Source organism: Shewanella sp. 0m-6, from assembly GCF_052977325.1.
Map to the genome: position 1 here is coordinate 159364 of NZ_JBRIMD010000002.1, position 22839 is coordinate 182202.

Genomic DNA, 22839 nt, shown 5'->3' on the forward strand with positions numbered 1-22839 from the left:
AAACGATGAATAAACAGCACACTATTAATAAACAGCACACTATTAATAAACAGCACACTATCAATAAGCCGTGCACTCTTAATAAGCAGTGCACTAAAAATTACCCTGATTATCTTGTTCAGGCCTACTCGGGGCTATCGGCCAAAAAGTCAAAAGTGGTAAATGACTCTACGCCATTGTGCTCAAAACTGACTACTGCACTCCAAACCATATAGCCACTACTACACGAACCGTATATTAGTGGTGCGTTATAGTCATTTTCTCCCATTTGGGTCAAATTTACCGGAATAATGCCCATAAACATGTCTCTACCCTGTAATTTAACCTTAACATTACTTAAGGGTTTCGAGGTATGCAGTGTCATCTGTATAGGCTGCTCACTCGGCGCCTGCCAAGGGTTAAGGCTTAACTCGATGTCAACATCGGCAACCGTTTTGATGCATGGACCCGTTTTAAAACTGCAAAGACTTATATCTACAGGAGTTGACGGTGTAACATCTTGGCTTTTTGGCTCACACCCCAGTAAAAATGCGACCGGGATGAGGCTGTATAGAATTCTTAATAGTGTTGATTTGTGAGTGACTTGCACGTTATTTAACCTTTACATCATTTGTTTTAACATTCTATTGAGTACCTTGATCTAGATCAACTTATCTGGAGGGGTAATTCCTATCTTTTTTGATATAGCTCAAGTATCATTGCTTTGCCTTGCGTTACTTCATGAAATGTAAGGTTACACATTGACACATAACCTATGTTTCCGTTAGGTAGCATGGTTTTTGTCATATATACGGGTAGAGCTTTACTCTACACAACAATAAGTATAAGTAATAAGCAGTGGAAGCAATATGATGAACCATTCCCAGCCTCAAGGCGCTGATTACAACTACACTGTCGTCCGTCAATTTGCCCTAACTACCGTGTTATGGGGAATTGTTGGTATGTCAGTAGGTGTATTAATTGCAGCTCAGTTGATCTGGCCGCAGCTAAACTTCGAAACGTCATGGTTAACGTATAGTCGTCTACGACCACTACATACGAATGCCGTGATTTTTGCGTTTGGCACTTCAGCCCTTTTCGCCACATCCTATTATATCGTTCAACGCACCTGTCAAACTCGACTATTTGCACCTAAGTTAGCTGCATTTACGTTCTGGGGTTGGCAAGCCATCATTCTTTCAGCAGCCATTAGTTTGCCGCTTGGTATTACCAGTGGTAAAGAATACGCTGAATTAGAATGGCCAATTGATATCGCAATTACCGTCGTATGGGTTTCCTATGCTGTGGTTTTCTTCGGTACTATCATTAAACGAACAACGTCCCACATTTATGTGGCGAACTGGTTCTTTGGTGCCTTTATTATCACAGTAGCAGTACTTCACATAGTTAACTCTATGGCTGTACCGTTAACGATGACTAAGTCTTACTCACTCTATAGTGGTGCAGTAGATGCGATGGTCCAGTGGTGGTATGGTCACAACGCGGTGGGCTTCCTGCTAACTGCAGGCTTCCTAGGTATGATGTACTACTTCGTTCCTAAGCAAGCTGGCCGACCAGTTTACTCGTACCGTCTATCTATCGTTCACTTCTGGGCATTGATTGCTTTGTATATCTGGGCTGGTCCTCACCACCTACACTATACAGCGCTTCCAGACTGGACACAGTCACTTGGTATGGTGATGTCTCTAATCCTATTCGCTCCGTCTTGGGGTGGTATGATTAACGGTATCATGACTTTATCTGGTGCCTGGCACAAACTTCGTACTGACCCAATCTTGCGTTTCCTTGTTGTTTCATTGTCTTTCTATGGTATGTCTACCTTCGAAGGCCCAATGATGGCAATTAAGACGGTTAACGCACTTTCTCATTACACTGACTGGACTGTTGGACACGTTCACTCTGGTGCATTGGGCTGGGTTGCTATGGTTTCAATCGGTTCTTTGTATCACTTGATCCCAGTTCTGTTTGGCCACGGCCGTATGTACAGCACAAGCCTAATTAACGTTCACTTCTGGTTGGCAACAATCGGTACTGTTCTTTATATCGTTTCAATGTGGATCTCTGGTGTGATGCAGGGTCTAATGTGGCGCGCAGTTAACTCTGACGGTACATTGACTTATAGCTTTGTTGAAAGCTTAGAAGCCTCTTACCCGTTCTACTTTGTACGTTTCCTAGGTGGTGTATTCTTCCTTACAGGTATGTTCATCATGGCATACAACGTACTGCGTACTGTTAAGGCCCCTAAAGATTCTTTGCCAGCAATTGCTGAAGCAAAAGCAGCTTAAGGAGTAGATACGATGAAATTTAATCATGAGCTAGTTGAGAAAAACATCGGTCTATTAGGGATCTTTACTGTTATCGCAATCAGCTTTGGTAGCTTGGTTGAGATTACACCCCTACTGTTCCAAGAAGATACAACTGAGCCATTAGAAGGTCAGATCCCTTATACGGCAATGCAGATTGAAGGTCGTGACATCTATGTTCGTGAGGGCTGTTATGGCTGTCACAGCCAGATGATCCGTCCTCTTCGCGCAGAAACTGAACGTTATGGCCACTACTCTGTAGCTGGCGAGTCAGTTTGGGATCACCCATTCCAGTGGGGCTCTAAGCGTACAGGTCCAGATCTAGCCCGTGTTGGCGGTCGTTACAGTGACAAATGGCATGAGGTTCACTTAATTGATCCTCGCGCTGTTGTACCTCAGTCAAATATGCCTGCGTACCCTTGGTTAGCAGAAAACATCCTTACTGGTGATTTGACCGGTGAGAAGATGGAAATCCTGCAAAACTTTCACCCAACTCATAAGTTGTATACAGCTGAAGAGATTGCTGGCGCTAAAGACGCTGTGAAAGGTAAGACTGAGCTGGACGCATTGATCGCATATCTGCAATCACTTGGCCACGCGCTTAAATAAGGAGGCAAAATATGGATTACGGCACATTACGTGGAATTATTACTATCGTTGTAATGGTGACCTTCATCGGTATATTTGCCTGGGCATATAGCGCTAGTCGTAAGAAACAATTCGACGATGCAGCTAACCTAGTTTTCTCAGATGATGAGAAAATCTCGGTATCGAAGGACTCAGGAGAACAAAAGTGATGAGTAACTTCTGGAGTGTATGGATTATCGTACTCACCGTTGTGGTAATCATTGGTTGTATTGTTCTACTTCGTGCTTGTTCTAAGAACGACACGGGCGTAGAAGAAGGCGAATCAATGGGTCACAGCTTCGACGGTATTGAAGAACTAAACAACCCACTACCTAAGTGGTGGAGTTATATGTTCTACATTACCATCGTATTCAGTGTTATCTATTTGGCACTGTACCCAGGACTTGGTAGTTTCAAAGGCTTATTAGGTTGGACAAGTGCTAACCAAAGCGTTCGTACTATTGAAGAGTCAAAGCAAGCTGTTATTGACGCTCAAAATGAAGGGCGTTGGGTGCAGTATGACCAAGAAGTTAAGCACGCAGACGAAAAGTTTGGTCCTATCTTCAAGGCATATGCTGATACGCCATTGGAAGAGTTAGTTAAGAATGAAGAAGCCCTAAAAGTGGGTGGACGTCTATTCTTACAAAACTGTGCAATGTGTCATGGTAGTGACGCGCGTGGTAGCAAAGGCTTCCCTAACCTAACCGACAACGCTTGGTTATATGGTGGTGAGCTGGCAACGATTAAGACCTCAATCATGAACGGTCGTCACGGTATGATGCCGCCAAAAGGTGGTTTACCGATTGAAGACAGTGAGATTACCGGTCTAGCTGAATACGTTGTAAGCCTATCTGGTCGTGAGCACGATGCAGCACTTGCAGCTCAAGGACAGGGTTCATTTATGAAAGGCTGTTTTGCCTGTCATGGTATGGACGGCACCGGTAACAAGTTTATGGGTGCACCTAACCTAACTGACAATGCGTGGGTCTACGGCGGAAGTCGTGGCGCTATCGAGCAGTCAATTCAGAACGGTCGTACAGGTGTTATGCCTGCATGGAAAGATGTATTAGGTGAAGAAAAAGTTCACGTAATCACAGCTTACGTTTACAGCTTGTCAAACAAGTAGTTACACCAGGGCAACATCTAGTGTACTAATAAGGCCTCGTCACCAACGAGGCCTTTTTTTTAAGTGCTAAATCACAGTTTTTTGGGTAAAATATGCGTTCTTTTTTCCCAACATTTAACAACTATTCTAATAAGTAAAGGCGGTAAATAATGTCGACTCCACAACCCTGGTATAAACAGTTCTGGCCTTGGTTTCTTATCATACTGCCATTATGTGCCGTGGTCGCAAGTATCAATTTATTTTGGGTTGCTTTTAACAACCAAGACCCATTGGTTACCGAAGAATACTATAAAGAAGGTAAAGGCATTAATATTGACCTTCGAAAGATAAAGCATGCTAAGCAGCTTGGCATGAACTACATGCTAGAGTTTGATGACAAATACGTTGAGCTCTCTCAACAAGGTGGCGATACCTATCTTGCAGGCTTAAGCATTAGCTTTTATCACCCGACTCTTGAAGAACGAGATTTCTCGCAAATTGTCACCGCTGATGCCAATGGCGTATATCGAATTGATTTAACGCAGAGTATTGAAGGCCCTTGGGACGTCAGAATTGAAGGTTATGATCAAACTTGGCGTATACAGCAACGCGTAACGCTAAAAGATGATCAACAGTACTGGTTAAACTAATTAGTTTATGCCCTAACCCGTTCGCATCTGCAGCGGGTTTTTCAAATACTTACAAAAAGAATAACATCCCATGAGTCAAACAAGCTGCTTTCATTGTAGCGAACCCGTTTTAACTGGTCAGCAATTCACAACCACCATTAACGAAGTGGAGCAGCTCATGTGTTGCCCAGGTTGCCAAGCAGTGTCGCAAGCGATTATCGATGCTGGACTGACCAATTACTATAAGTTCCGTACAGAGCCTGGTAATAAGCAAACTGCGTTGGTGCCTGAAGAGTTATCAAATTTCAGTGCTTATGACTTACCAGAAGTGCAGCAAGACTTTATTCAACAAAGAGATGCGTTAAATGAAGTCTCGTTAACGGTTGATGGGATCACTTGCGCTGCTTGTGCTTGGCTGATTGAACATAAGATTAATAAGCTTAATGGCATCGCTAACATTCAAGTTAACTCAACCACGCAGCGTGCTTTGATCGCGTGGGACAGTGACAAAATCAAACTCAGCGAAATTCTCAATCAAATTAGCCATATTGGCTATCAAGCAGCGCCGTTTCAAGTCGACGAACAAGAAACTAAAAGTAAGAAAGACAGTCGTAAATTTTTATTAAGACTCGGCCTTGCAGGTTTCGCGACCATGCAGGTGATGATGTTCGCCCTCGCCCTTTATTCCGGCTATTTTAGCGATCTTGATACCGAGTACCGAGACTACTTTCGTTGGGTGAGCATGTTATTTGCCGCCCCTGTTGTTTTTTATTCTGCTCAACCATTTTACTTTAGTGCCGTGCGCTCGTTGCTGATGGGCAGATTAAACATGGACGTCTCTGTGAGTATCGCCATTTGCGGCGCTTATATCGCAAGCTGTATTGAAACCATTAACGGGACTGGCGAAGTGTACTTTGAGTCGGTATCCATGTTTACCTTCTTCTTGTTGCTAGGCCGTTTCTTTGAGCAAAATGCCCGTCAAAAAGCCTCAGTGAGTTCCAGCAACCTCCATAAGCTTGTACCGTTAACCGCACAATTAAAAACTGACGAAGGTTTTGATGAAGTACCCGCTAAACGGCTGGTTATTGGCGATATCATTTTAGTTAAGCCGGGTGACGTTATTGCTGCTGACGGTGTTGTTGTTGAAGGCGAGTCTGCGGTAAATGAAGCCATGTTAACGGGTGAGCAAATGCCGCTACATAAAGCGCTTGAGTCAGAGGTGTTTGCCGGTACCATTAACATTGAGCAGCCAATATTAGTTAGAGTGACTGCGCTTGGGCAAGATCAGTTAGTTGCTGAAATTATTCGTCTGCAAGAGATAGCATCTAACAATAAGCCCAAAGTCGCCTTATACGCCGACAGGTTCTCAAATTACTTTACTGCGGCTATTTTACTGATTGCCACATTGACCTATCTGTTTTGGTATTTCTATTCACCGGAAGACGCTTTTTGGGTCACTTTATCGGTATTAGTAGCAACCTGCCCTTGCGCCCTTGCTTTAGCAACGCCAACCGCTGTGACCTGTGGTACAGCGATTATGACCCGCCTTGGGATCATTACCCGTCGCTCTGGTATATTTGAAAAATTGCCTAAAATCCAACATGTTGTTTTTGATAAAACCGGTACCCTTACCTTAGGTTCATTGTCGATTAGTGATGTGGAGCTAACCGGCGACATATCAAAGGCCGAAGCACTTGGTTACATTGCGGCATTAGAATCTGGCTCCTTGCACCCTATTGCCAAAGCGTTTACAGCTCATATCGATAAGTCTATTAGCGTGACACAAAGACTGAGTGTGGTTGGTAATGGTCTGTCAGGAGTTATAAATGGCCAGGCGTTTAAAGTGGGCAGTCAGCAATTTGTTAATGGCACCGATACTATAGAGAGTGCGACAACGGTTTGGTTAAGTTGTGATGGCGTTATTCAAGCTAAGGTCACGTTAAATGATGAAGTTAGACCTGATACCGCTAAAGCCGTGGCACAACTTAAACAGATGGGCTGCAAACTGAGTATTGCAAGTGGCGACAACTCGACTGAAGTAACAGCATTAGGTAAAAGACTCGGCATTGATGATGTGCACAAAGGGCTTTCACCCAAAGGTAAGCTGGCATTAATTGACAAATTTCAGCAGCAAGGGCAAGTGGCCATGTTTGGTGATGGTATTAACGATGCGCCTGTACTTGCTGGCGCGAACTTATCTATTGCGATGGGCAGTGGCGCTGCGATTTCTAAAAACAGTGCAGATATTATCTTGTTGGGTGATAACCTTTCACGCTTTGCCGATGCGGTCCAAGTGGCCAAATCTACCGGGCGGATCATCAAACAGAATTTATTCTGGGCGCTTGGATACAACCTGTTTATAATTCCGTTGGCCGTAACCGGTCACGTCGCTCCATACGTTGCAGCAATAGGCATGTCCGCCAGTTCACTCATTGTTGTCAGTAATAGCCTAAGACTACTTAAGGTTCGTTTATGAGTATTATCTATGTCCTAATCCCAATTGCCATGCTTTTTGTTTTGGTTGCCGTTGGGATCTTCTTTTGGGCTGTAAAGTCTGATCAGTTTGATGATCTTGAAAAGCAAAGCGTATCGATACTCTTTGAAGACGACAAAGCGCAAAGTGACAATGCTAGCCAGCACAATACGTCAAGCAACCTGTCTGATCCCCTGGCTAATACAACTAACCTCAAAACGTCTAGTTCACAGGCTGAAAATGCCGCTCCCCAGGGCACTGAATCCTCCTCAGCAGCAAGTAGTGCGAAAACCGATACAGCTCAACAAGAGGCTACTAAACAAAAGAGCGCTAAAAGTGAATGACTATAGCTTAATTGGCGCATTACTTGTGGGAATCATGGGCGCCGGTCATTGCATTGGTATGTGCGGTGGGCTAGTTGGCGCACTATCTGCAAACCTGCCTAAGCAACAAACGGGCAATAAGCTCGTTGCACAGTTGGGTTACCTGTTAAGTTACAACAGTGGCCGGATAATTAGCTACACAATAGCAGGCGCATTAGTCGGTGCCAGCACCAGTGCATTAGGCTTGTTATTTGATGTTGACACCTATTTGCTGGTACTAAGACTATTTGCTGGCTTTATGATGATTATCACCGGCCTCTACATTGCTCAAATTTGGGCCGGTGTAGTGCAGATAGAACGCCTCGGAAAATGGCTGTGGCAGTACATCTCGCCTATTGCTAACAAATTTATTCCAATCAAAAACAAGCGACATGCATTTATCGCCGGAAGCCTATGGGGATGGTTACCCTGTGGTTTAGTCTACAGCATGTTAACTTGGTCGGTTGCAGCAGGAAATGCCCTAGACGGCGCCTTAATTATGTTTGCTTTTGGTATAGGTACGTTACCCGCCCTGCTAAGTGCAGGTATTGCGGCAAGTACATTTAGCCGTTGGGTACAGAAAAGAGCCGTACGCATTATCAGCGGGATCGCTTTGGTGGGGTTCGGATTGCAGACCTTGTACATTGCTATCGCCCAGCTTCGCTAGCTCCTAATATCAAATTAGTTTAACATAGTAGATGAATAGTCAAAATTGAGAGAGACAATGCCAACAGATAACAACAAAAATCGTCGCCAAATGGCTTCTGGATGTGCGATTCATTGTCATGATTGCAGCATGGGTACGCTATGTATTCCGTTTACACTAAACTCGACTGAGTTAGATCAACTTGACGAAATTATTGAGCGCAAGAAGCCGATTCAAAAAGGTGAGCCAATTTTTAAATCAGGTGATCCATTAAAGTCTTTATTTGCTATTCGCTCTGGCACAATTAAAAGTTATACCATCACCGAACAAGGCGATGAACAGATCACGGGCTTTCATCTAGCGGGTGACGTTATCGGTTTTGACGGAATTCATTCACAATTTCATCAAAGCTTTGCTCAAGCGCTTGAAACGTCGATGGTGTGTGAAATCCCCTACACGACCCTCGATGAACTTACAGGTAAAATGCCTAAGCTTAGACAGCAGATCATGCGCTTAATGAGTAACGAAATTCAAAGCGATCAAGAGATGATTTTATTACTGAGCAAAAAGAATGCAGAAGAACGACTCGCAGCTTTTATAAGTAACTTAGCTAAACGCTTTGGCAGCCGAGGGTTCTCACCAAGAGAGTTTAGATTAACCATGACTCGCGGTGATATTGGTAACTATCTAGGGTTAACTGTTGAAACCATCAGCCGTCTGCTTGGCCGCTTTCAGAAAGCAGAACTAATTGAAGTTAAAGGTAAATATATTACAATACTTGATATAGATGCCTTGAGCGAACTATCTGGTAACAGTAATATTGCAAGGTAGAACTTTTAGGTTATCACTTGATCTAGAACAATACGAAATCATCCTATTGATGCAAGATAAAACTAGACGATATTAGATAAGGAAAAAGTTATGATGGACTATAAAAAACTCCTTGTGGTTGTCGACCCTACGACAGATAAACAGACGGCTCTAGCCAGAGCTGTTGAACTTGCTTGTGATAATCAAGCCGTAATAACTGTATTTTTATCCATTTTTGACTTTTCTTATGAAATGACCTCTATTCTTTCAGGTCAAGAGCGAGAGTCAATGCGTGAAGGCGTGGTTAATCAACGTAAAGCGTGGCTTGAAGATGTGGTTAAACCCTATCGTAAAGACGGTTTAACCATAAATTTAGATGTTATTTGGCACAACCGCCCGTTCGAAAGCATCATTAAACACGCTATTGATGGTGAGTATGATCTTATTGTCAAAGGCACCCATGAACATGACAAGTTAAAATCAGTCATTTTCACCCCGACAGATTGGCACTTGTTGCGTAAAGCCCCTATTCCAGTGCTACTTGTAAAAACGCATGATTGGCCTGTAGCTGGTAAAATTATTTGTGCGGTTAATGTCAGCTCTGAAGAAGATGCTAACGAATCACTCAATGGTAAGATTATCTCTCACGCGAAAAAGCTCGCTCAGCAGTTTAGCGCTCAAGTGCATTTAGTTAATGGTTATCCTGGCACCCCTGTTAACTTGGCTATCGAACTCCCCGACTTTGATGCTCATACCTATAGTGAAACCATAAAGTTACAGCATGAGGAACGCATCAGTTACCTTGCTAATGCTTATGGGATCTCACCCGATTTTTGCCACGTTAAAGAAGGTCTCCCAGAAGATGTTATCCCTGACATGGCAGCCTCTTTAGATGCAGAACTTGTGATATTAGGTACCGTTGGCCGAACTGGACTTTCAGCAGCCTTAATCGGTAATACTGCAGAGCATGTTATTGATAGCATCAACTGCGATCTACTTGCGATAAAGCCTGATGGTTATAAATCACCATTAGAAGAGGTATAACCGCTTTCTAAGCTTTACCAAAAGCCTTTAAGCTGGAATAATACGCGCCCTGAACATTTGTGTACTAGGCGCGTTTTTTTATGTCCGAAGAATTAACTCCAAAACAAGTCACCCGCATGTCAAAATTGCAAAAGCGTTTACGCAGTGAAGTTGGCCGTGCTATTGGTGATTACAACATGATTGAAGAAGGTGACCGCGTTATGTGTTGCCTATCTGGTGGCAAGGATAGTTATGCCATGCTTGATATCTTGTTGAATCTTCAGCAACGCGCACCTATTAAATTCGAAATCGTAGCGGTTAATTTAGATCAGAAGCAACCTGGCTTTCCTGAAGACATTTTACCAGCGTATCTTGATACTTTAGGCGTTGCTTACCATATTCTGGAAAAAGACACTTACTCTATCGTTAAGGATAAGATCCCAGAAGGTAAAACCACCTGCTCTCTGTGCTCTCGTCTACGCCGCGGTACGCTTTATGGCTTTGCACAGAAAATTGGCGCGACCAAGATCGCCCTTGGCCATCACAGAGATGACATCATTGAAACCATGTTCCTAAACATGTTCTTTGCTGGCAAAATGAAAGCGATGCCACCAAAGTTGTTGTCAGATGATGGCGCCAATATGGTGATCCGCCCATTAGCTTATTGCCGTGAAAAAGATATCGCTGAATATGCTGAACTTAAAAACTTCCCAATTATTCCTTGTAACCTTTGTGGTTCACAAGAAAACTTAAAGCGTGCGGCAGTAAAGGAGATGTTAGTCCAGTGGGATAGTGAACATCCAGGCCGTATTGAAACAATCTTCACTGCGATGCAAAATACTGCGCCGTCTCAAGGTGTCGATAGAGAGCAGTTCGATTTCTTGTCATTGACTCGAGATCCAGATGCACCTATGCGTGGTGATGTGGCTGAGTCTGATCTACCCGCCTTTGACTTTGTTGATGTAGCCAACAATGGCCACATCAATTTAGATAAAGCGGCCCGTATTGATGTGGTCAGCACCTATACGCCTGATTAGTTAATACTGGCATAAAAAGTCCATACAAAAAGCCCTGCAATGCAGGGCTTTTTGTATGCTTATGACTTAGATGATGCAGCTAGATGCCCTCGATGACTGAGTTTCATTAGCTTATATACATGCCTATTACTTCGCGGTCCAGGGACTAATGACCTTAGGTGCTACTGAAGATTCTAGCGTTGTCAGTTTATCTAAGTCACTCATCACAAGACGATAAGTCCCCGTAACAGGGATCACTTTTCCATCAATGATTAAACTTGCATCACCATCAAATTCAAGATTTAGACCCGCTATATCGGATGCAAATAAGCGCATTGGAAAACCTTGCATCTGACTCAACAATGCATTCATCTCTGCTGCAATCTGTTTAAGCTCTTCTTGGCTATAGGCTTTTTTTGTGTTTTTAGCTCTAACCTGCATGGCAATAGCACAAGACTTGGCATCACCTTCAACGTCTAAATTAATTAGCGCGCGATCAGATTTTAGTTGGCCATCATAAGGCAAGAACAAACGTTGATCTTTAGTGATAGTCAGCGGAAAAGAATCGTTTTCAGTCGTTATAGTGCCACTGTTAACTTTGCAGCCATTCGCCTTTGATACAGAAAATGCCAGTTCAACTAATTGGTAATTCCCTTTATTAACTTGCTTAAGGCGTTGGTAAAAGCTTTGATACTCAAGTGAGATCGGCGCAGCCTGACTTGCAGATGCAAGTCCTAATAAGATACAGCTAAACAGCAGTTGTTTTTTCATTGTTATCCACTAAAAATCGTTGGTTTTGGCGTAACATTTCAAGTAACTCATCAATATAAGCTTCTTGACGTTCAGAGTAATTAATTAAACCATAAACAAGGTCTTGTGCTTCTGGATTTTTGTCTTGAGCACGTAAATCTGCACGAATTGATCGCAACAAAGAATAAGCAGCATTCGAATTCAAGTTACGCATATAAGAAGCCACTGAATCTTCAACTGTTTTAAATAGTGCGACTTCATGAGACAGGCCTTCAGTTCTAGATTGTGGCACCAGTCCGCAACCTTTTCTAAAACACCATTGACCGAAGAAGTTAAGCCCTTCTCGAGCAAAACGCGAACTGCCCCAACCAGTTTCGTTCGCAGCTTGAATAAGTACCATCTCTTGTGGAATGACATCAACACGAACTAATAAGGTATCTATATTGCCAATATTGAGACTTCTAAAGGTATATTGATACTTTTCAGAGATCTGCTGCAGTCTAAACTCATCGGCTTCGGTAAGCGCTTTGTCATTAACGATTTGATTACGAATACCAATAAGAAAGTTGCGCTCATCTAGAATGATGGCATTTTGATGTTTGATCGAAGGCTTAAGAAAGGCAAAGAAGGCCTTTTTTTTCTCGCTAACATCTTTGATGGCTGCAAAATCCGGCACTAAGCTAGCAGTTTCTGCGTTTTTAACTGCTTTTCCTAATGATTGTGTTTGCTCTTCACTCACGGGAACTAATATTAATCTAACCAGTAGAATTAGCGCTATCACAAGCCCTAATGCTAGGGTAAACAATCCGACTTTACCTGTTTTCACTCATTTTCCTTTATCAAACGCTTAATACTTTGCTTAATTACGGCCATTATATGCTAGCTTTAGCTGAGAATACATCGCGAATAATTTTGTTATCTCAGTTATAATTCTGCAGTCTTTTATATTGCTTTGGGTATTCAGGAAGGAGACCCCAAAAATGAAACAAAATGGGCTTAATCAATACAAACATGTGGTAGCCATAGGTGGCGGGCATGGCTTAGGACAAGTTTTATCTGCACTTTCATTCTTAGGCCCTAGGCTTACCGGTATTGTTACGACGACCGATAACGGTGGTTCTACGGGACGGTTAAGAGCAGAGCAAGACTGCATTGCTTGGGGAGATTTACGTAACTGTTTAACTCAACTTGCCAAGCGCCCTTCTGTCGGCTCGTTAATGTTTGAATATCGCTTTAGTGGCGATAATGAGTTGTCAGGTCACAACCTTGGCAATTTAATGCTTATGGCACTGGATGAACTTTGTGTACGGCCGCTAGACGCTGTCAACTTGGTGCGTAACTTTCTTAATATCGACACTCGCCTAATCCCCATGTCAGAAGAGCCTACTCACTTAGTGGCACTACAAGCCTGTGGGACAAGTGTTTTTGGTGAAACCGATGTTGATAGAATGCAAGATACTCCCATCGCCTTGTCACTCGATCCACAAGTTCAGGCAACATGCGAAGCTTGTGAAGCCATTCGAGAGGCCGAGCTGATTATTTTAGGTCCAGGTAGTTTTTTAACGAGTATTATGCCACCACTATTACTCCCCAAAATAGCCAATGCACTCGCACAATCAAAGGCTGAAGTGATTTTAATTGATAATCTCACCGATGAGCCGTCTCCCATTGCTAATTGCAGCTTGAGCCACAAAATCGATTGGTGCCATCAAGTATTGGGGCTAAAGATTATCGATCAAGTGCTGTGCAACGCTGACAGTGCTTACCAGGAAGGTAATATTAGTTATTATCCGCTGCGTAGTTCACACCATATTGGTTTACACGATAAACGAGCGTTAGCAGATGCACTGTCTTTAATGGTTGGTCACGATTTTAAGGTAATGACAACATAGTCAAGAACCACTCAAGAGTTGACCATGGATTAACGAGGGATCAGCCAAGCGCTTTTTTATGGGTTGCTAACAAAATGCGATGGATTATTGTTTGATATAATTAACTTAAACATCGTATTAGAAAGGCCGTAAATCCAGGTCAGTAAGTTTCTATTTAGTAATACAATATTTGAATTCCGTCATTACAACACACGTTATTATCTGCATTTGGCAACTCAGCCCTTCACTGTTCCATTACTTGACCTATTAGGTTCCTCTAGCCAGACTGAATAGTTACAGATATCGATAAGCAATGGCCAGTTGTCACGATGAAAACATCTCTCACCTCACTTATTAAAGATAATAAATTAGTTACAGCGACTATTTCAGCAATAGGCGCGACACTTTGTATATGGACTCTAGCGGCAATTGATACTGAAATTGACTCTCCCTATGTTTTAATTGCACCTTTTGGGGCGACTATGGTGCTTATTTTTGGGGTGCACCGCAGTCCATTAGCACAACCTAAAAATGTCATATTGGGCCATATTATTACTGCAACGGTTGGGCTTATCTTTGTGAACTATCTCCCTATCACATCTTTAACACTTGGTTTAGCTGTGGGACTTGGCCTATTTTTCATGTTACTTTTTGATGTTACCCATCCACCCGCAGGGGGAAACCCTTTGCTTATTATGCTTGGAGGCCATACAAGTTGGACTTTTTTACTGCATCCCATCTTAATTGGCACCTTAGGAATTGTGGTATTAGCAGTGCTCTACCATAAGTTAATTCCTGGGCATATTTATCCCTACTTTGAAAAGAAAGAGTAATTAAGTATTAACTCGTGCCGTTTTAATATCACTATCACCACTTTTGCAATAACAACTAAATTGACTTTATGCTCGGCAGCAAGAGGTTTATTAGCCTGATAAACCTCAATTGATACTAATTTGCATTAAGAAAGCTTTCTATTCAGAGTGTGTTTGACCAACTAAAACTAAACGAATGAATCAAAAAGTAGAATTTCCCTTGAGGTGTTATTCAACGCCGTAGTAGGAAGGCCAATAACACTGCTAAAGCCCAGTTTTAATGCTTTCAAGCTTTTATAAGCTGCCAATGTTATTAATGCACGACTATATGGATATAAATTATAAGATTAGAGTAATGCTTTGCACCGACTCACAAGGGAATAACCATTCTGTCGTCCATAGGCCTTCAATTGAACAGCTTGAGCGCTTTTGAATTGATTAAATACTTAATGCGATTGGTATAACACAGGAGCTATTGATGTTCCTGGTTTGAAAGTACTAAACTCTTGCTAAGCGAGGAGAACTTTATACTGATTGTTAAAAGATAAGCATAAAAAATGCGCGTAGTGTGTCACTGACGCGCATGTTAAGCTTCTGATAACTAGGCTGATCTTATCTTCAACGATGTAATCGTATCATCACTAGATTAAAGAACCTTAGCAATAGCTTCACAGATGACCGGCATATTGTTTTTAGTCATGCCTGCAACACTAATACGCCCAGAACCCACAATGTAAACGCCAAACTCTTCTTTTAAGCGATTAACTTGGTCTTTATTAAGACCTGAAAAGCTGAACATACCGTTTTGGCGAGAGATAAAATCAAAATTTTGCTCAACACCAGCCGCTTTTAATGACTCTACAAACAGCGTACGCATTTCTGCAATACGTTCGCGCATCTCTTTTAGTTCGTCGTGCCATAATTGCTTAAGTGTGTCATCAGCCAAAATAGTACTAACGATCAGCGCGCCGTGTGCTGGAGGATTCGAATATGATGCACGGATAGTGCTCTTAATTTGGCTGAATGCGTTCACTGCTTCGCCGCTATTACAAGCAACAACCGTTACTGCGCCAATACGTTCGTTATATAGGCCAAAGTTTTTTGAAAATGAATTGGCAACGATTAACTCAGGAACCGTATTAGCAACAATACGAAGACCTTGAGCATCTTCTTCAACACCAGCACCAAAACCTTGGTAAGCAAAATCAAAAAGCGGAACTAACGACTTCTCTAAACACAGATCAGCAACTTGCTGCCATTGGTCAAGGTTTAAGTCGATACCCGTTGGGTTGTGACAGCAGCCGTGAAGTAAGACAAGATCGCCAGCCTTAGCGCCCTGAAGATCTGTCAGCATAGCCTCGAAATCTAGACCATGAGTTTCAGCCTTGTAATAGCGGTACTCAGCAATTTGTAGGCCCGCAGTAGCAAAAATATTATTATGGTTGGCCCATGTAGGATTACTGATCCAGATAGTTTTTGATGACGTGTGACGAACAAGAAATTCTGCCGCAACGCGTAAAGAGCCCGTACCACCTGGTGCCTGCGCCGTTAATGCGCGTTGCTGTGATACTACATCATGTTCAGTACCAAATAGTAAGCCTTGAACGGCATGGTTGTACGCTTGAACGCCTTCCATACCGAGGTAGCTTTTACTTTTCTCAGTTCCTAATAGCTTTTCTTCTGCAAATTTTACTGACTTTAGGATAGGTGTCTGGCCTGATTCGTCTTTATAAATGCCAACGCCTAAATTCACTTTGTTTTCGCGAGCATCTGCTTTGAATGCATCTGTTAGACCTAAAATGGGATCAGCTGGGGCCAGTTCAACCTGGGAAAATATCATGACGGCTTTCCTAAATATTAGAAGTGTAGGGTTTTCGCGTGTATTTATAACATTGAAGCTAAGTAGCACAAAGCGAGATCTGCGACTATTAGTAAAATTTGCGCTATCGCTTAGCTTTCATCAGTCGAAGGGGAGTAAATATACGTATTTCTTAAAATTTTTCCGAATTAATCACAATACTGTAAGACGGTGCGTACATTGCCACAAACAAAAAAGCCTTCAAATAAATGAAGGCTTTTACGGTTAATGGCGCTTGGTATTAACCAATCTTTTCTAAGCCGCCCATATAACCACGTAATACTTCTGGCACAGTGATAGAACCATCTGCATTTTGGTAGTTTTCGATAACCGCTACCAAAGTACGACCTACTGCTAAGCCTGAACCGTTTAGAGTATGAAGTAAGCTTGGCTTCTTATCGGTTTTAGCCTTAAAGCGAGCCTGCATACGACGTGCCTGGAAATCTTGCATGTTACTGCAAGATGAGATCTCTCTAAAGGTGTTCTGTGCAGGTAACCAAACTTCAATATCAAAAGTCTTGCTTGAACCAAAGCCCATGTCACCAGTACAAAGCACAACAGTACGGTACGGTAGACCTAACTTTTGCAGCACAGTTTCAGCGTGAGCGGTTAGCTCTTCTAATGCCTGCATAGAATCTTCTGGCTTTACAAGTTGTACTAGCTCAACTTTGTCAAACTGATGCTGACGGATCAAACCACGTGTATCACGACCGTATGAACCCGCTTCACTTCTGAAGCAAGGTGTATGTGCCGTAAGCTTAATCGGTAACTCTTCTTCATCAACAATGGTATCGCGAACTAAGTTAGTTAGCGGAACTTCTGCCGTTGGAATAAGGCTTAGGCCCTGACCTTCTTCTGTTGCTGGTTTGGTGTGAAATAGATCTTCACCAAATTTCGGTAGCTGACCGGTACCCAATAAGCTGTCTTCATTCACCAGTAAAGGCACATAAGCTTCAGTATAACCATGTTCAGTAGTGTGCAGATCCAACATGAACTGTGCTAGTGCGCGGTGCATGCGAGCGATTTGGCCTTTCATAACGATAAAGCGTGAACCGGTGATCTTAACGGCATTCTTAAAGTCTAAACCGCCAATATTCTCACCAAGCTCTACATGATCTTTAACGTCAAAATCAAACTCTTTAGGCGTGCCCCAACGGCGAACTTCAACATTTTCAGACTCATCCGCTCCAATAGGTGCAGACTCATCAGGTAGGTTAGGAACGCTCATTGCGATAGAGTTTAGCTCGTCGAGTAAAGATGCAAGCTCAACTTTCTTAGCATCAAGCTCTTCACCTAGTGAACCCACTTGAGCCATGATTGGTGCAACATCTTCGCCTTTAGCTTTAGCTTGACCAATCGATTTAGAGATAGCGTTACGTGATGCTTGTAATTCTTCGGTAGCAACCTGTAGTGACTTACGCTTGTCTTCAAGCTTGCCTAGGCGCTCAACATCTAAAATAAATCCGCGAGTCGCTAAACGCTCTGCGGTCACTTCTAATTCATTACGTAAAAATTTTGGATCTAACATATTTTATTATCTTAATAGTTAAAAACGAGAAAACACCAATTGCTGTCCTAGATATACGACGAAAATACAAACGCATACGTTAACAACAACATTCAATATGGCTTTAACCAATAAACCTTCTTGCATCAAAAGCAAAGACTCATTGGAAAAAGTGGAAAACGTGGTTAGGGCTCCTAACAGGCCGACCCCAATGAACGCTTTTATCTCTGGGCTAAGTTCGCTAACTTCTCCGAGTGCAAAAACAACACCCATTAAAAACGAACCTAAAATATTAACGACCAGTGTACCAAAAGGAAATCCACTACCAAATACCTGAAGCATCAATAATGAGATAAGATAGCGTAAAACAGCGCCAATTGATCCACCCAAGGCGATAAAAAGTACATTATTCATATCTTTTCACCTCACTCTGTTCATCTAACTGCTGTAATTGAGATAGCTTATCTTTAATCCGCTTTTCAAATCCACGCTCGGTAGGATAATAAAAACGATGTTCAACTATCGAGGCCGGAAGGTATTTCTCGCCACTGGCGTACGCATTTGGTTCATCGTGAGCATAACGATAGCCCTCGCCGTATCCAATATCTTTCATCAGTTGTGTCGGTGCATTACGTAAATGTTCAGGTACCGGCTCATGACCCGTTTCACGCGCTAACTGACGTGCAGCTGCAAAAGCAGTATAGACCGCATTACTTTTAGGTGCACTAGCAAGATATAATACAGCTTGTGCGATTGCTCGCTCACCTTCAGATGGCCCAACCCGATGAAAACACTCCCACGCGTTAATGGCGACTGTCATCGCCATAGGATCAGCATTACCAATATCTTCAGATGCAATCGCTAACAGGCGACGTGCAATATAAAGAGGATCGCAGCCGCCTTCTAACATCCGACAAAACCAATATAGCGCCGCATCAGGAGCCGAGCCACGAATTGATTTATGAACCGCTGAAATCAGATCGTAATATTGATCACCATTTTTATCGAATCCAGCAAGCTGTTGACCTGCAACTGCGATGATCATCTCTTCGGTAAATGCTTCGCCATCTTTAAGCATATCGCTCATTAGCTCAATCAGGTTTAACGCTTTCCGCGCGTCACCATCACAGATTTGAGCCAACTTTAACGAAACATCTGGAGGCATGAGTAAATGACGTTTTCCAAGCCCTCTTTCTTCATCCTCAAGCGCTTGCTGAACAATTTGGCCTATCTCATCGGGCGCTAACTGCTTAATAAGGTATACCCGCGCCCTAGATAACAATGCATTATTGATCTCAAAGGATGGGTTTTCAGTCGTGGCACCAACAAATATCACCGTACCATCTTCAATGAAGGGTAAGAAGGCGTCTTGCTGGCTCTTATTGAAGCGATGTACCTCATCAACAAACAGTAAGGTACGTTGCCCTCGCGACTGCGCTACGCTCTTGGCATGCTCAATGGCACTACGGATCTCTTTAACCCCCGAGCTAACCGCAGAAATGCGTTCTACATGTGCATTGGCATAATGTGCGACTAACTCGGCCAGGGTTGTTTTACCTGTGCCTGGTGGTCCCCAGAACATCATCGAATGCGCCCGACCCGCTTCAAGCGCCTGGCGCAGAGGCTTGCCCTCACCTAACAGATGTGACTGGCCAATATATTGCTCTAGCCGTTCAGGCCGCATTCTTGCGGCTAACGGTCTAAAGTCTGGTGCAAAATCAAAACTGAAACTGGACACGAACTTCTCTTAATTAGTCGATTTAAGACGTTGATCGTCGATATCTACATCGTCAGGTACGATGAACTCAAACAGTGCTTGGTCTTTACCGGCAATGACACTTTGATTGGTCAGTGTAAAGTCACTGATATTGCCCTGTTGATCCTTGAGTACCATTTTAGTTAACTGCTTATCGTTAAAGCAAACTTGCACTTCAGATACACCGCTGTCTTTATCTTTAGGGCTGATATCAAAACAGTTTTGGTGTTGAATAACATTGTATTGTGACCAGGTGGCATCGTCAGAGTGCACTAACAAGGCTATGGGAGATGCATTGATAGCCTGATTTAGGTCCATAACAGAAACTTCTTCTGCAAATGGGTTATAAATCCAAACGTCAGTACCGTCTGCAACAATTAAAGACTCGTCAGGTGCGGTTAAATGCCAATAAAATTGATTGGGGTGAGACAAAGCAAATACCCCCTCGCCCCTTTGAATCACTTTATCGTTGATGTCGGTAACAGTCTGAGTGAAGTTAGCTTTTAAGCTATTGACCTCAGTCAACTTAACTTTTAGTTCATCAGACGCTCCAGCAAAAGCTGGAAAGTGGCTCAACAAAGGCAGGCTTAGCGCTGCAATAGCAAAAATCTTTTTCATTTTTTTCTCCGAGTTAAGCCTATATTTTAGGCTTAACACTGAATATATTTTGTGGGGCATGGCACTTATTTACACGTAATCTTTTGGCGGTGGCGGCGCTAATACTTCTCGATTACCGTTATGACCTTGGGCACTGACAACACCTTGAAGTTCCATCTGTTCGATAATACGCGCTGCACGGTTATAACCAATTTTAAACTTACGCTGCACACTTGATATTGAACCACGACGAGTTTGTGTCACAAACGCAACCGCATCGTCGTATAAGGCATCCATCTCCTCTTCTGAATCACTGGCTTCGCCAGGTAATAACACTTGCTCACCTTCTGCAGAACCTTGCAAAATATCTTCGATATATTGCGGTTTACCTCGAGCATGCCAATCGGCGACCACTTTATGAACCTCATGATCGTCAATAAATGCACCGTGAACGCGGATAGGAACGCTAGTACCTGGTGGCAAGTACAACATATCCCCCATACCAAGCAAGGTTTCCGCGCCCTGTTGATCTAGAATCGTTCTCGAATCGATGCGAGATGAAACTTGAAACGCCATACGTGTTGGAATGTTAGCTTTAATCAAACCGGTGATCACATCAACAGAAGGTCTTTGAGTAGCAAGGATTAAATGGATCCCTGCAGCACGGGCTTTTTGAGCGATACGTGCAATCAACTCTTCTACTTTTTTACCTACAATCATCATCATGTCGGCAAATTCATCGACGACCACTACGATAGAGGGCAGTTTATCTAACTCTGGCGCTTCTGGCTCCATGCTGTCAGACGACTTCCACAGTGGATCATGTACAGGCTGCCCTGACTCTTTAGCCTGTTTAATCTTAGCGTTATAGCCTTTTAGATTTCGCACGCCAAGTGCTGACATCAATTTATAGCGACGCTCCATCTCTCCGACACACCAACGTAGCGCGTTAGCTGCTTCTTTCATATCGGTAACCACTTCACACAGTAAGTGCGGGATCCCTTCATAAACAGATAGCTCAAGCATCTTAGGATCAATCATGATGAAACGCACATCATCAGGGCCTGATTTATACAACAGACTAGTGATCATTACGTTTACACCCACTGACTTACCTGAACCGGTAGTACCTGCAACAAGCAGATGCGGCATTTTGCCTAAATCAACAACAACTGGCTTACCACCGATATCAGCACCGAGCACCATGCTTAGATGTGAAGGGTCGTCTCTGAAATCTTCACAGTCGAGCACATCACGCATAAATACCGTTTCACGGAACTTATTCGGCAACTCTAGCCCCACATAGGCTTTACCTGGGATCACCTCAACTACTCGTACATTTTCAGCTAACAATGAACGCGCCAGATCTTTCGATAAATTGGTGATTTTAGAGGCTTTAATCCCAGGAGCGAGTTCAAGCTCAAAACGAGTTACAACCGGGCCAGGATAAACACCTACTACGTTTGCAGTAATATTGAAGTCGGCGAGTTTAACCTCAACTAGCTTACCAATTTGCTCTAGCTCTTCTTGGCTAATTGGATTGGTCTTACGATTTGGGACATCCAATAAAGAGATACTAGGTAACGGCGCCATAGGCTGGCGCTCTTGCTCAATGGCTTGACCGGGTAATACAACTATCCCATCAACAATCTTAGCCTTGTCATCCTCAATACGCTTAACTGCATTAACCGCACCCGACGAGGCGTTATTATTGAAATCGATTGATTCAATTTCATCACAGCTTTCATTAACCCATGGGGCTGAAATCCTTGGTTCATCAGCTAAAGTAGCATGGTAGCTATCAGCCTCGGTTAATTGAGGTTCATTGGCCTTAGGTGTATTGAATTGAGGTTCAATAACTTTAGGCTTTACTCTTGGTTGAGGTGTTAACTCTCGTCCGACAGTCTTACTGTTACTGTTTTGGGCTTTTTGCTGTGAATCAAATTCATCATGCTCAATGCCGTCTTCATCGACGTCTTCGTATTCATGCGAGTCATCATCTGTTTGTCTATTACGTCGCTCTTTAAAGCGTTCAACCACAGACATAAAACCGCGTGTATCTTCGGTATCACCCAATTCAGGCTTAAATTTATTAGGTAGATCGCGCAGATTTTTAAATAGCCAAATCGTGGCATAGCCTGTTAGCTCTATCACGGTTAACCAGCTAATACCGGTCAGTAGTGTAAAACCGGCACCGACAAAACACAGTAGTAATAGCGTCGTCCCCAACTTGTTAAAGTAAGGCAGCATTGCTTGACCAATAACATCACCCGCTACGCCGCCGGCTGAAAAACCATATAGTCCGTTTGCATTCATACTCGCAAGCGCAGCAAGACTAAATACAATTAACAAGAAGCCAATTAAACGTAGACCAACAGAAAAATAGTCAATCTCTAACAGCTTATGAGTTCGTTTAAACAGTAACCAACCCGTTAACGCGATAATGATAGGAATGATGTATGCGCAGTAACCAAAGAAATAAAATAAAACATCCGCTAACCACGCGCCTACAGCGCCCGTTAGGTTATTAATTTCGCCACTGAAATTTGATTGACTCCACCCTGGATCGGAAGAATGGAAACTGCTCAAAGCGATAAGAACGTAAGTTGCCAACATGCAACAAACAATGAGACTACCTTCTAATAGCCGTTGTACGCCTGAGAGCGTTTTAACACTATTTCCCTTAGACAATGG

At 42.9% G+C, this 22839-nt stretch carries 21 protein-coding genes and 1 pseudogene; 13 read left to right on the plus strand and 9 right to left on the minus strand.

Annotation, left to right across the window (positions count from 1 at the left end; translation table 11 throughout):
- Window positions 1-124: 124 nt before the first annotated feature.
- Entirely contained in the window at window positions 125-589 is a 465-nt protein-coding gene (locus ACVBJC_RS02325) for a hypothetical protein (RefSeq protein WP_447159235.1), read from the minus strand.
- 259 nt (window positions 590-848) lie between these two features.
- On the opposite strand from ACVBJC_RS02325, the gene ccoN reads away from it, so the two are divergent.
- The 11 genes and pseudogenes from ccoN to ttcA all read left to right on the plus strand — a co-directional run bounded on the left by ccoN (window position 849) and on the right by ttcA (window position 11015).
- The gene (ccoN, locus tag ACVBJC_RS02330) at window positions 849-2285 is read left to right on the plus strand and encodes a cytochrome-c oxidase, cbb3-type subunit I (RefSeq protein ID WP_447159234.1); all 1437 of its coding nucleotides are present in this window, start codon (window positions 849-851) and stop codon (window positions 2283-2285) included.
- 12 nt (window positions 2286-2297) lie between these two features.
- Window positions 2298-2912 carry a cytochrome-c oxidase, cbb3-type subunit II gene (ccoO, locus tag ACVBJC_RS02335; protein ID WP_447159233.1) on the plus strand — a complete coding sequence of 205 codons (615 nt, stop codon included), beginning with the start codon at window positions 2298-2300 and terminating at the stop codon, window positions 2910-2912.
- An 11-nt stretch (window positions 2913-2923) separates the two neighbouring features.
- A complete protein-coding gene (locus ACVBJC_RS02340) occupies window positions 2924-3100 on the plus strand; it encodes a cbb3-type cytochrome oxidase subunit 3 (RefSeq protein ID WP_447159232.1) in 177 nt (58 codons plus the stop codon).
- A complete protein-coding gene (gene ccoP, locus ACVBJC_RS02345) occupies window positions 3100-4056 on the plus strand; it encodes a cytochrome-c oxidase, cbb3-type subunit III (protein WP_447159231.1) in 957 nt (318 codons plus the stop codon). The genes ACVBJC_RS02340 and ccoP overlap by 1 nt, the downstream gene beginning before the upstream one ends.
- A gap of 149 nt (window positions 4057-4205) precedes the next feature.
- A complete protein-coding gene (locus tag ACVBJC_RS02350) occupies window positions 4206-4685 on the plus strand; it encodes a FixH family protein (RefSeq protein WP_447159230.1) in 480 nt (159 codons plus the stop codon).
- A 70-nt stretch (window positions 4686-4755) separates the two neighbouring features.
- Window positions 4756-7140 carry a heavy metal translocating P-type ATPase gene (locus ACVBJC_RS02355; protein WP_447159229.1) on the plus strand — a complete coding sequence of 795 codons (2385 nt, stop codon included), beginning with the start codon at window positions 4756-4758 and terminating at the stop codon, window positions 7138-7140.
- Window positions 7137-7325 (plus strand): annotated as a pseudogene (gene ccoS, locus ACVBJC_RS02360) (cbb3-type cytochrome oxidase assembly protein CcoS); the annotation flags it as partial. The gene ACVBJC_RS02355 and the pseudogene ccoS, both read left to right, overlap by 4 nt.
- A gap of 148 nt (window positions 7326-7473) precedes the next feature.
- On the plus strand, window positions 7474-8166 hold the full coding sequence (locus tag ACVBJC_RS02365; protein ID WP_447159228.1) for a sulfite exporter TauE/SafE family protein: 693 nt from the start codon (window positions 7474-7476) through the stop codon (window positions 8164-8166).
- 57 nt (window positions 8167-8223) lie between these two features.
- A complete protein-coding gene (gene etrA / locus ACVBJC_RS02370; RefSeq protein ID WP_447159227.1) occupies window positions 8224-8976 on the plus strand; it encodes an electron transport transcriptional regulator EtrA in 753 nt (250 codons plus the stop codon).
- A gap of 90 nt (window positions 8977-9066) precedes the next feature.
- Window positions 9067-9999, plus strand: a complete 933-nt coding sequence (gene uspE / locus ACVBJC_RS02375; protein WP_447159226.1) for a universal stress protein UspE — start codon at window positions 9067-9069, stop codon at window positions 9997-9999.
- 80 nt (window positions 10000-10079) lie between these two features.
- Complete coding sequence (ttcA, locus tag ACVBJC_RS02380; protein WP_447159225.1) at window positions 10080-11015, plus strand: tRNA 2-thiocytidine(32) synthetase TtcA; 936 nt, start codon at window positions 10080-10082, stop codon at window positions 11013-11015.
- Window positions 11016-11141: 126 nt separating this feature from the next.
- Here the strand turns inward: ttcA and ACVBJC_RS02385 are convergent, their stop codons facing one another.
- Both ACVBJC_RS02385 and ACVBJC_RS02390 read right to left on the minus strand, forming a co-directional pair.
- Complete coding sequence (locus tag ACVBJC_RS02385) at window positions 11142-11765, minus strand: DUF2987 domain-containing protein (protein WP_447159224.1); 624 nt, start codon at window positions 11763-11765, stop codon at window positions 11142-11144.
- Window positions 11743-12570, minus strand: coding sequence for a glucosaminidase domain-containing protein (locus ACVBJC_RS02390; protein WP_447159223.1), 828 nt, complete (start codon window positions 12568-12570; stop codon window positions 11743-11745). The genes ACVBJC_RS02385 and ACVBJC_RS02390 overlap by 23 nt, the downstream gene beginning before the upstream one ends.
- Before the next feature lie 154 nt (window positions 12571-12724).
- Here ACVBJC_RS02390 and yvcK point away from each other — a divergent pair, with 154 nt between their 5' ends.
- Both yvcK and ACVBJC_RS02400 read left to right on the plus strand, forming a co-directional pair.
- On the plus strand, window positions 12725-13636 hold the full coding sequence (gene yvcK, locus ACVBJC_RS02395; protein WP_447159222.1) for a uridine diphosphate-N-acetylglucosamine-binding protein YvcK: 912 nt from the start codon (window positions 12725-12727) through the stop codon (window positions 13634-13636).
- A gap of 308 nt (window positions 13637-13944) precedes the next feature.
- Window positions 13945-14448, plus strand: a complete 504-nt coding sequence (locus tag ACVBJC_RS02400) for an HPP family protein (protein ID WP_447159221.1) — start codon at window positions 13945-13947, stop codon at window positions 14446-14448.
- Window positions 14449-15073: 625 nt separating this feature from the next.
- On the opposite strand, the gene ACVBJC_RS02405 is transcribed toward ACVBJC_RS02400, so the two are convergent.
- From ACVBJC_RS02405 to ACVBJC_RS02430, 6 genes are all read right to left on the minus strand, one after another.
- On the minus strand, window positions 15074-16267 hold the full coding sequence (locus ACVBJC_RS02405) for an amino acid aminotransferase (protein ID WP_447159220.1): 1194 nt from the start codon (window positions 16265-16267) through the stop codon (window positions 15074-15076).
- A 259-nt stretch (window positions 16268-16526) separates the two neighbouring features.
- Window positions 16527-17813, minus strand: a complete 1287-nt coding sequence (serS, locus tag ACVBJC_RS02410; protein ID WP_447159219.1) for a serine--tRNA ligase — start codon at window positions 17811-17813, stop codon at window positions 16527-16529.
- 18 nt (window positions 17814-17831) lie between these two features.
- Window positions 17832-18206: a fluoride efflux transporter CrcB gene (crcB, locus tag ACVBJC_RS02415; RefSeq protein WP_447159218.1), complete on the minus strand. Its 375-nt coding sequence runs from the start codon at window positions 18204-18206 to the stop codon at window positions 17832-17834.
- Window positions 18199-19530 carry a replication-associated recombination protein A gene (locus ACVBJC_RS02420; protein WP_447159217.1) on the minus strand — a complete coding sequence of 444 codons (1332 nt, stop codon included), beginning with the start codon at window positions 19528-19530 and terminating at the stop codon, window positions 18199-18201. Before ACVBJC_RS02420 ends, crcB begins: the two co-directional genes overlap by 8 nt.
- 9 nt (window positions 19531-19539) lie before the next feature.
- Window positions 19540-20166, minus strand: coding sequence for an outer membrane lipoprotein chaperone LolA (gene lolA / locus ACVBJC_RS02425; RefSeq protein WP_447159216.1), 627 nt, complete (start codon window positions 20164-20166; stop codon window positions 19540-19542).
- A gap of 69 nt (window positions 20167-20235) precedes the next feature.
- The gene (locus tag ACVBJC_RS02430) at window positions 20236-22836 is read right to left on the minus strand and encodes a DNA translocase FtsK 4TM domain-containing protein (protein WP_447159215.1); all 2601 of its coding nucleotides are present in this window, start codon (window positions 22834-22836) and stop codon (window positions 20236-20238) included.
- Window positions 22837-22839: the final 3 nt, after the last annotated feature.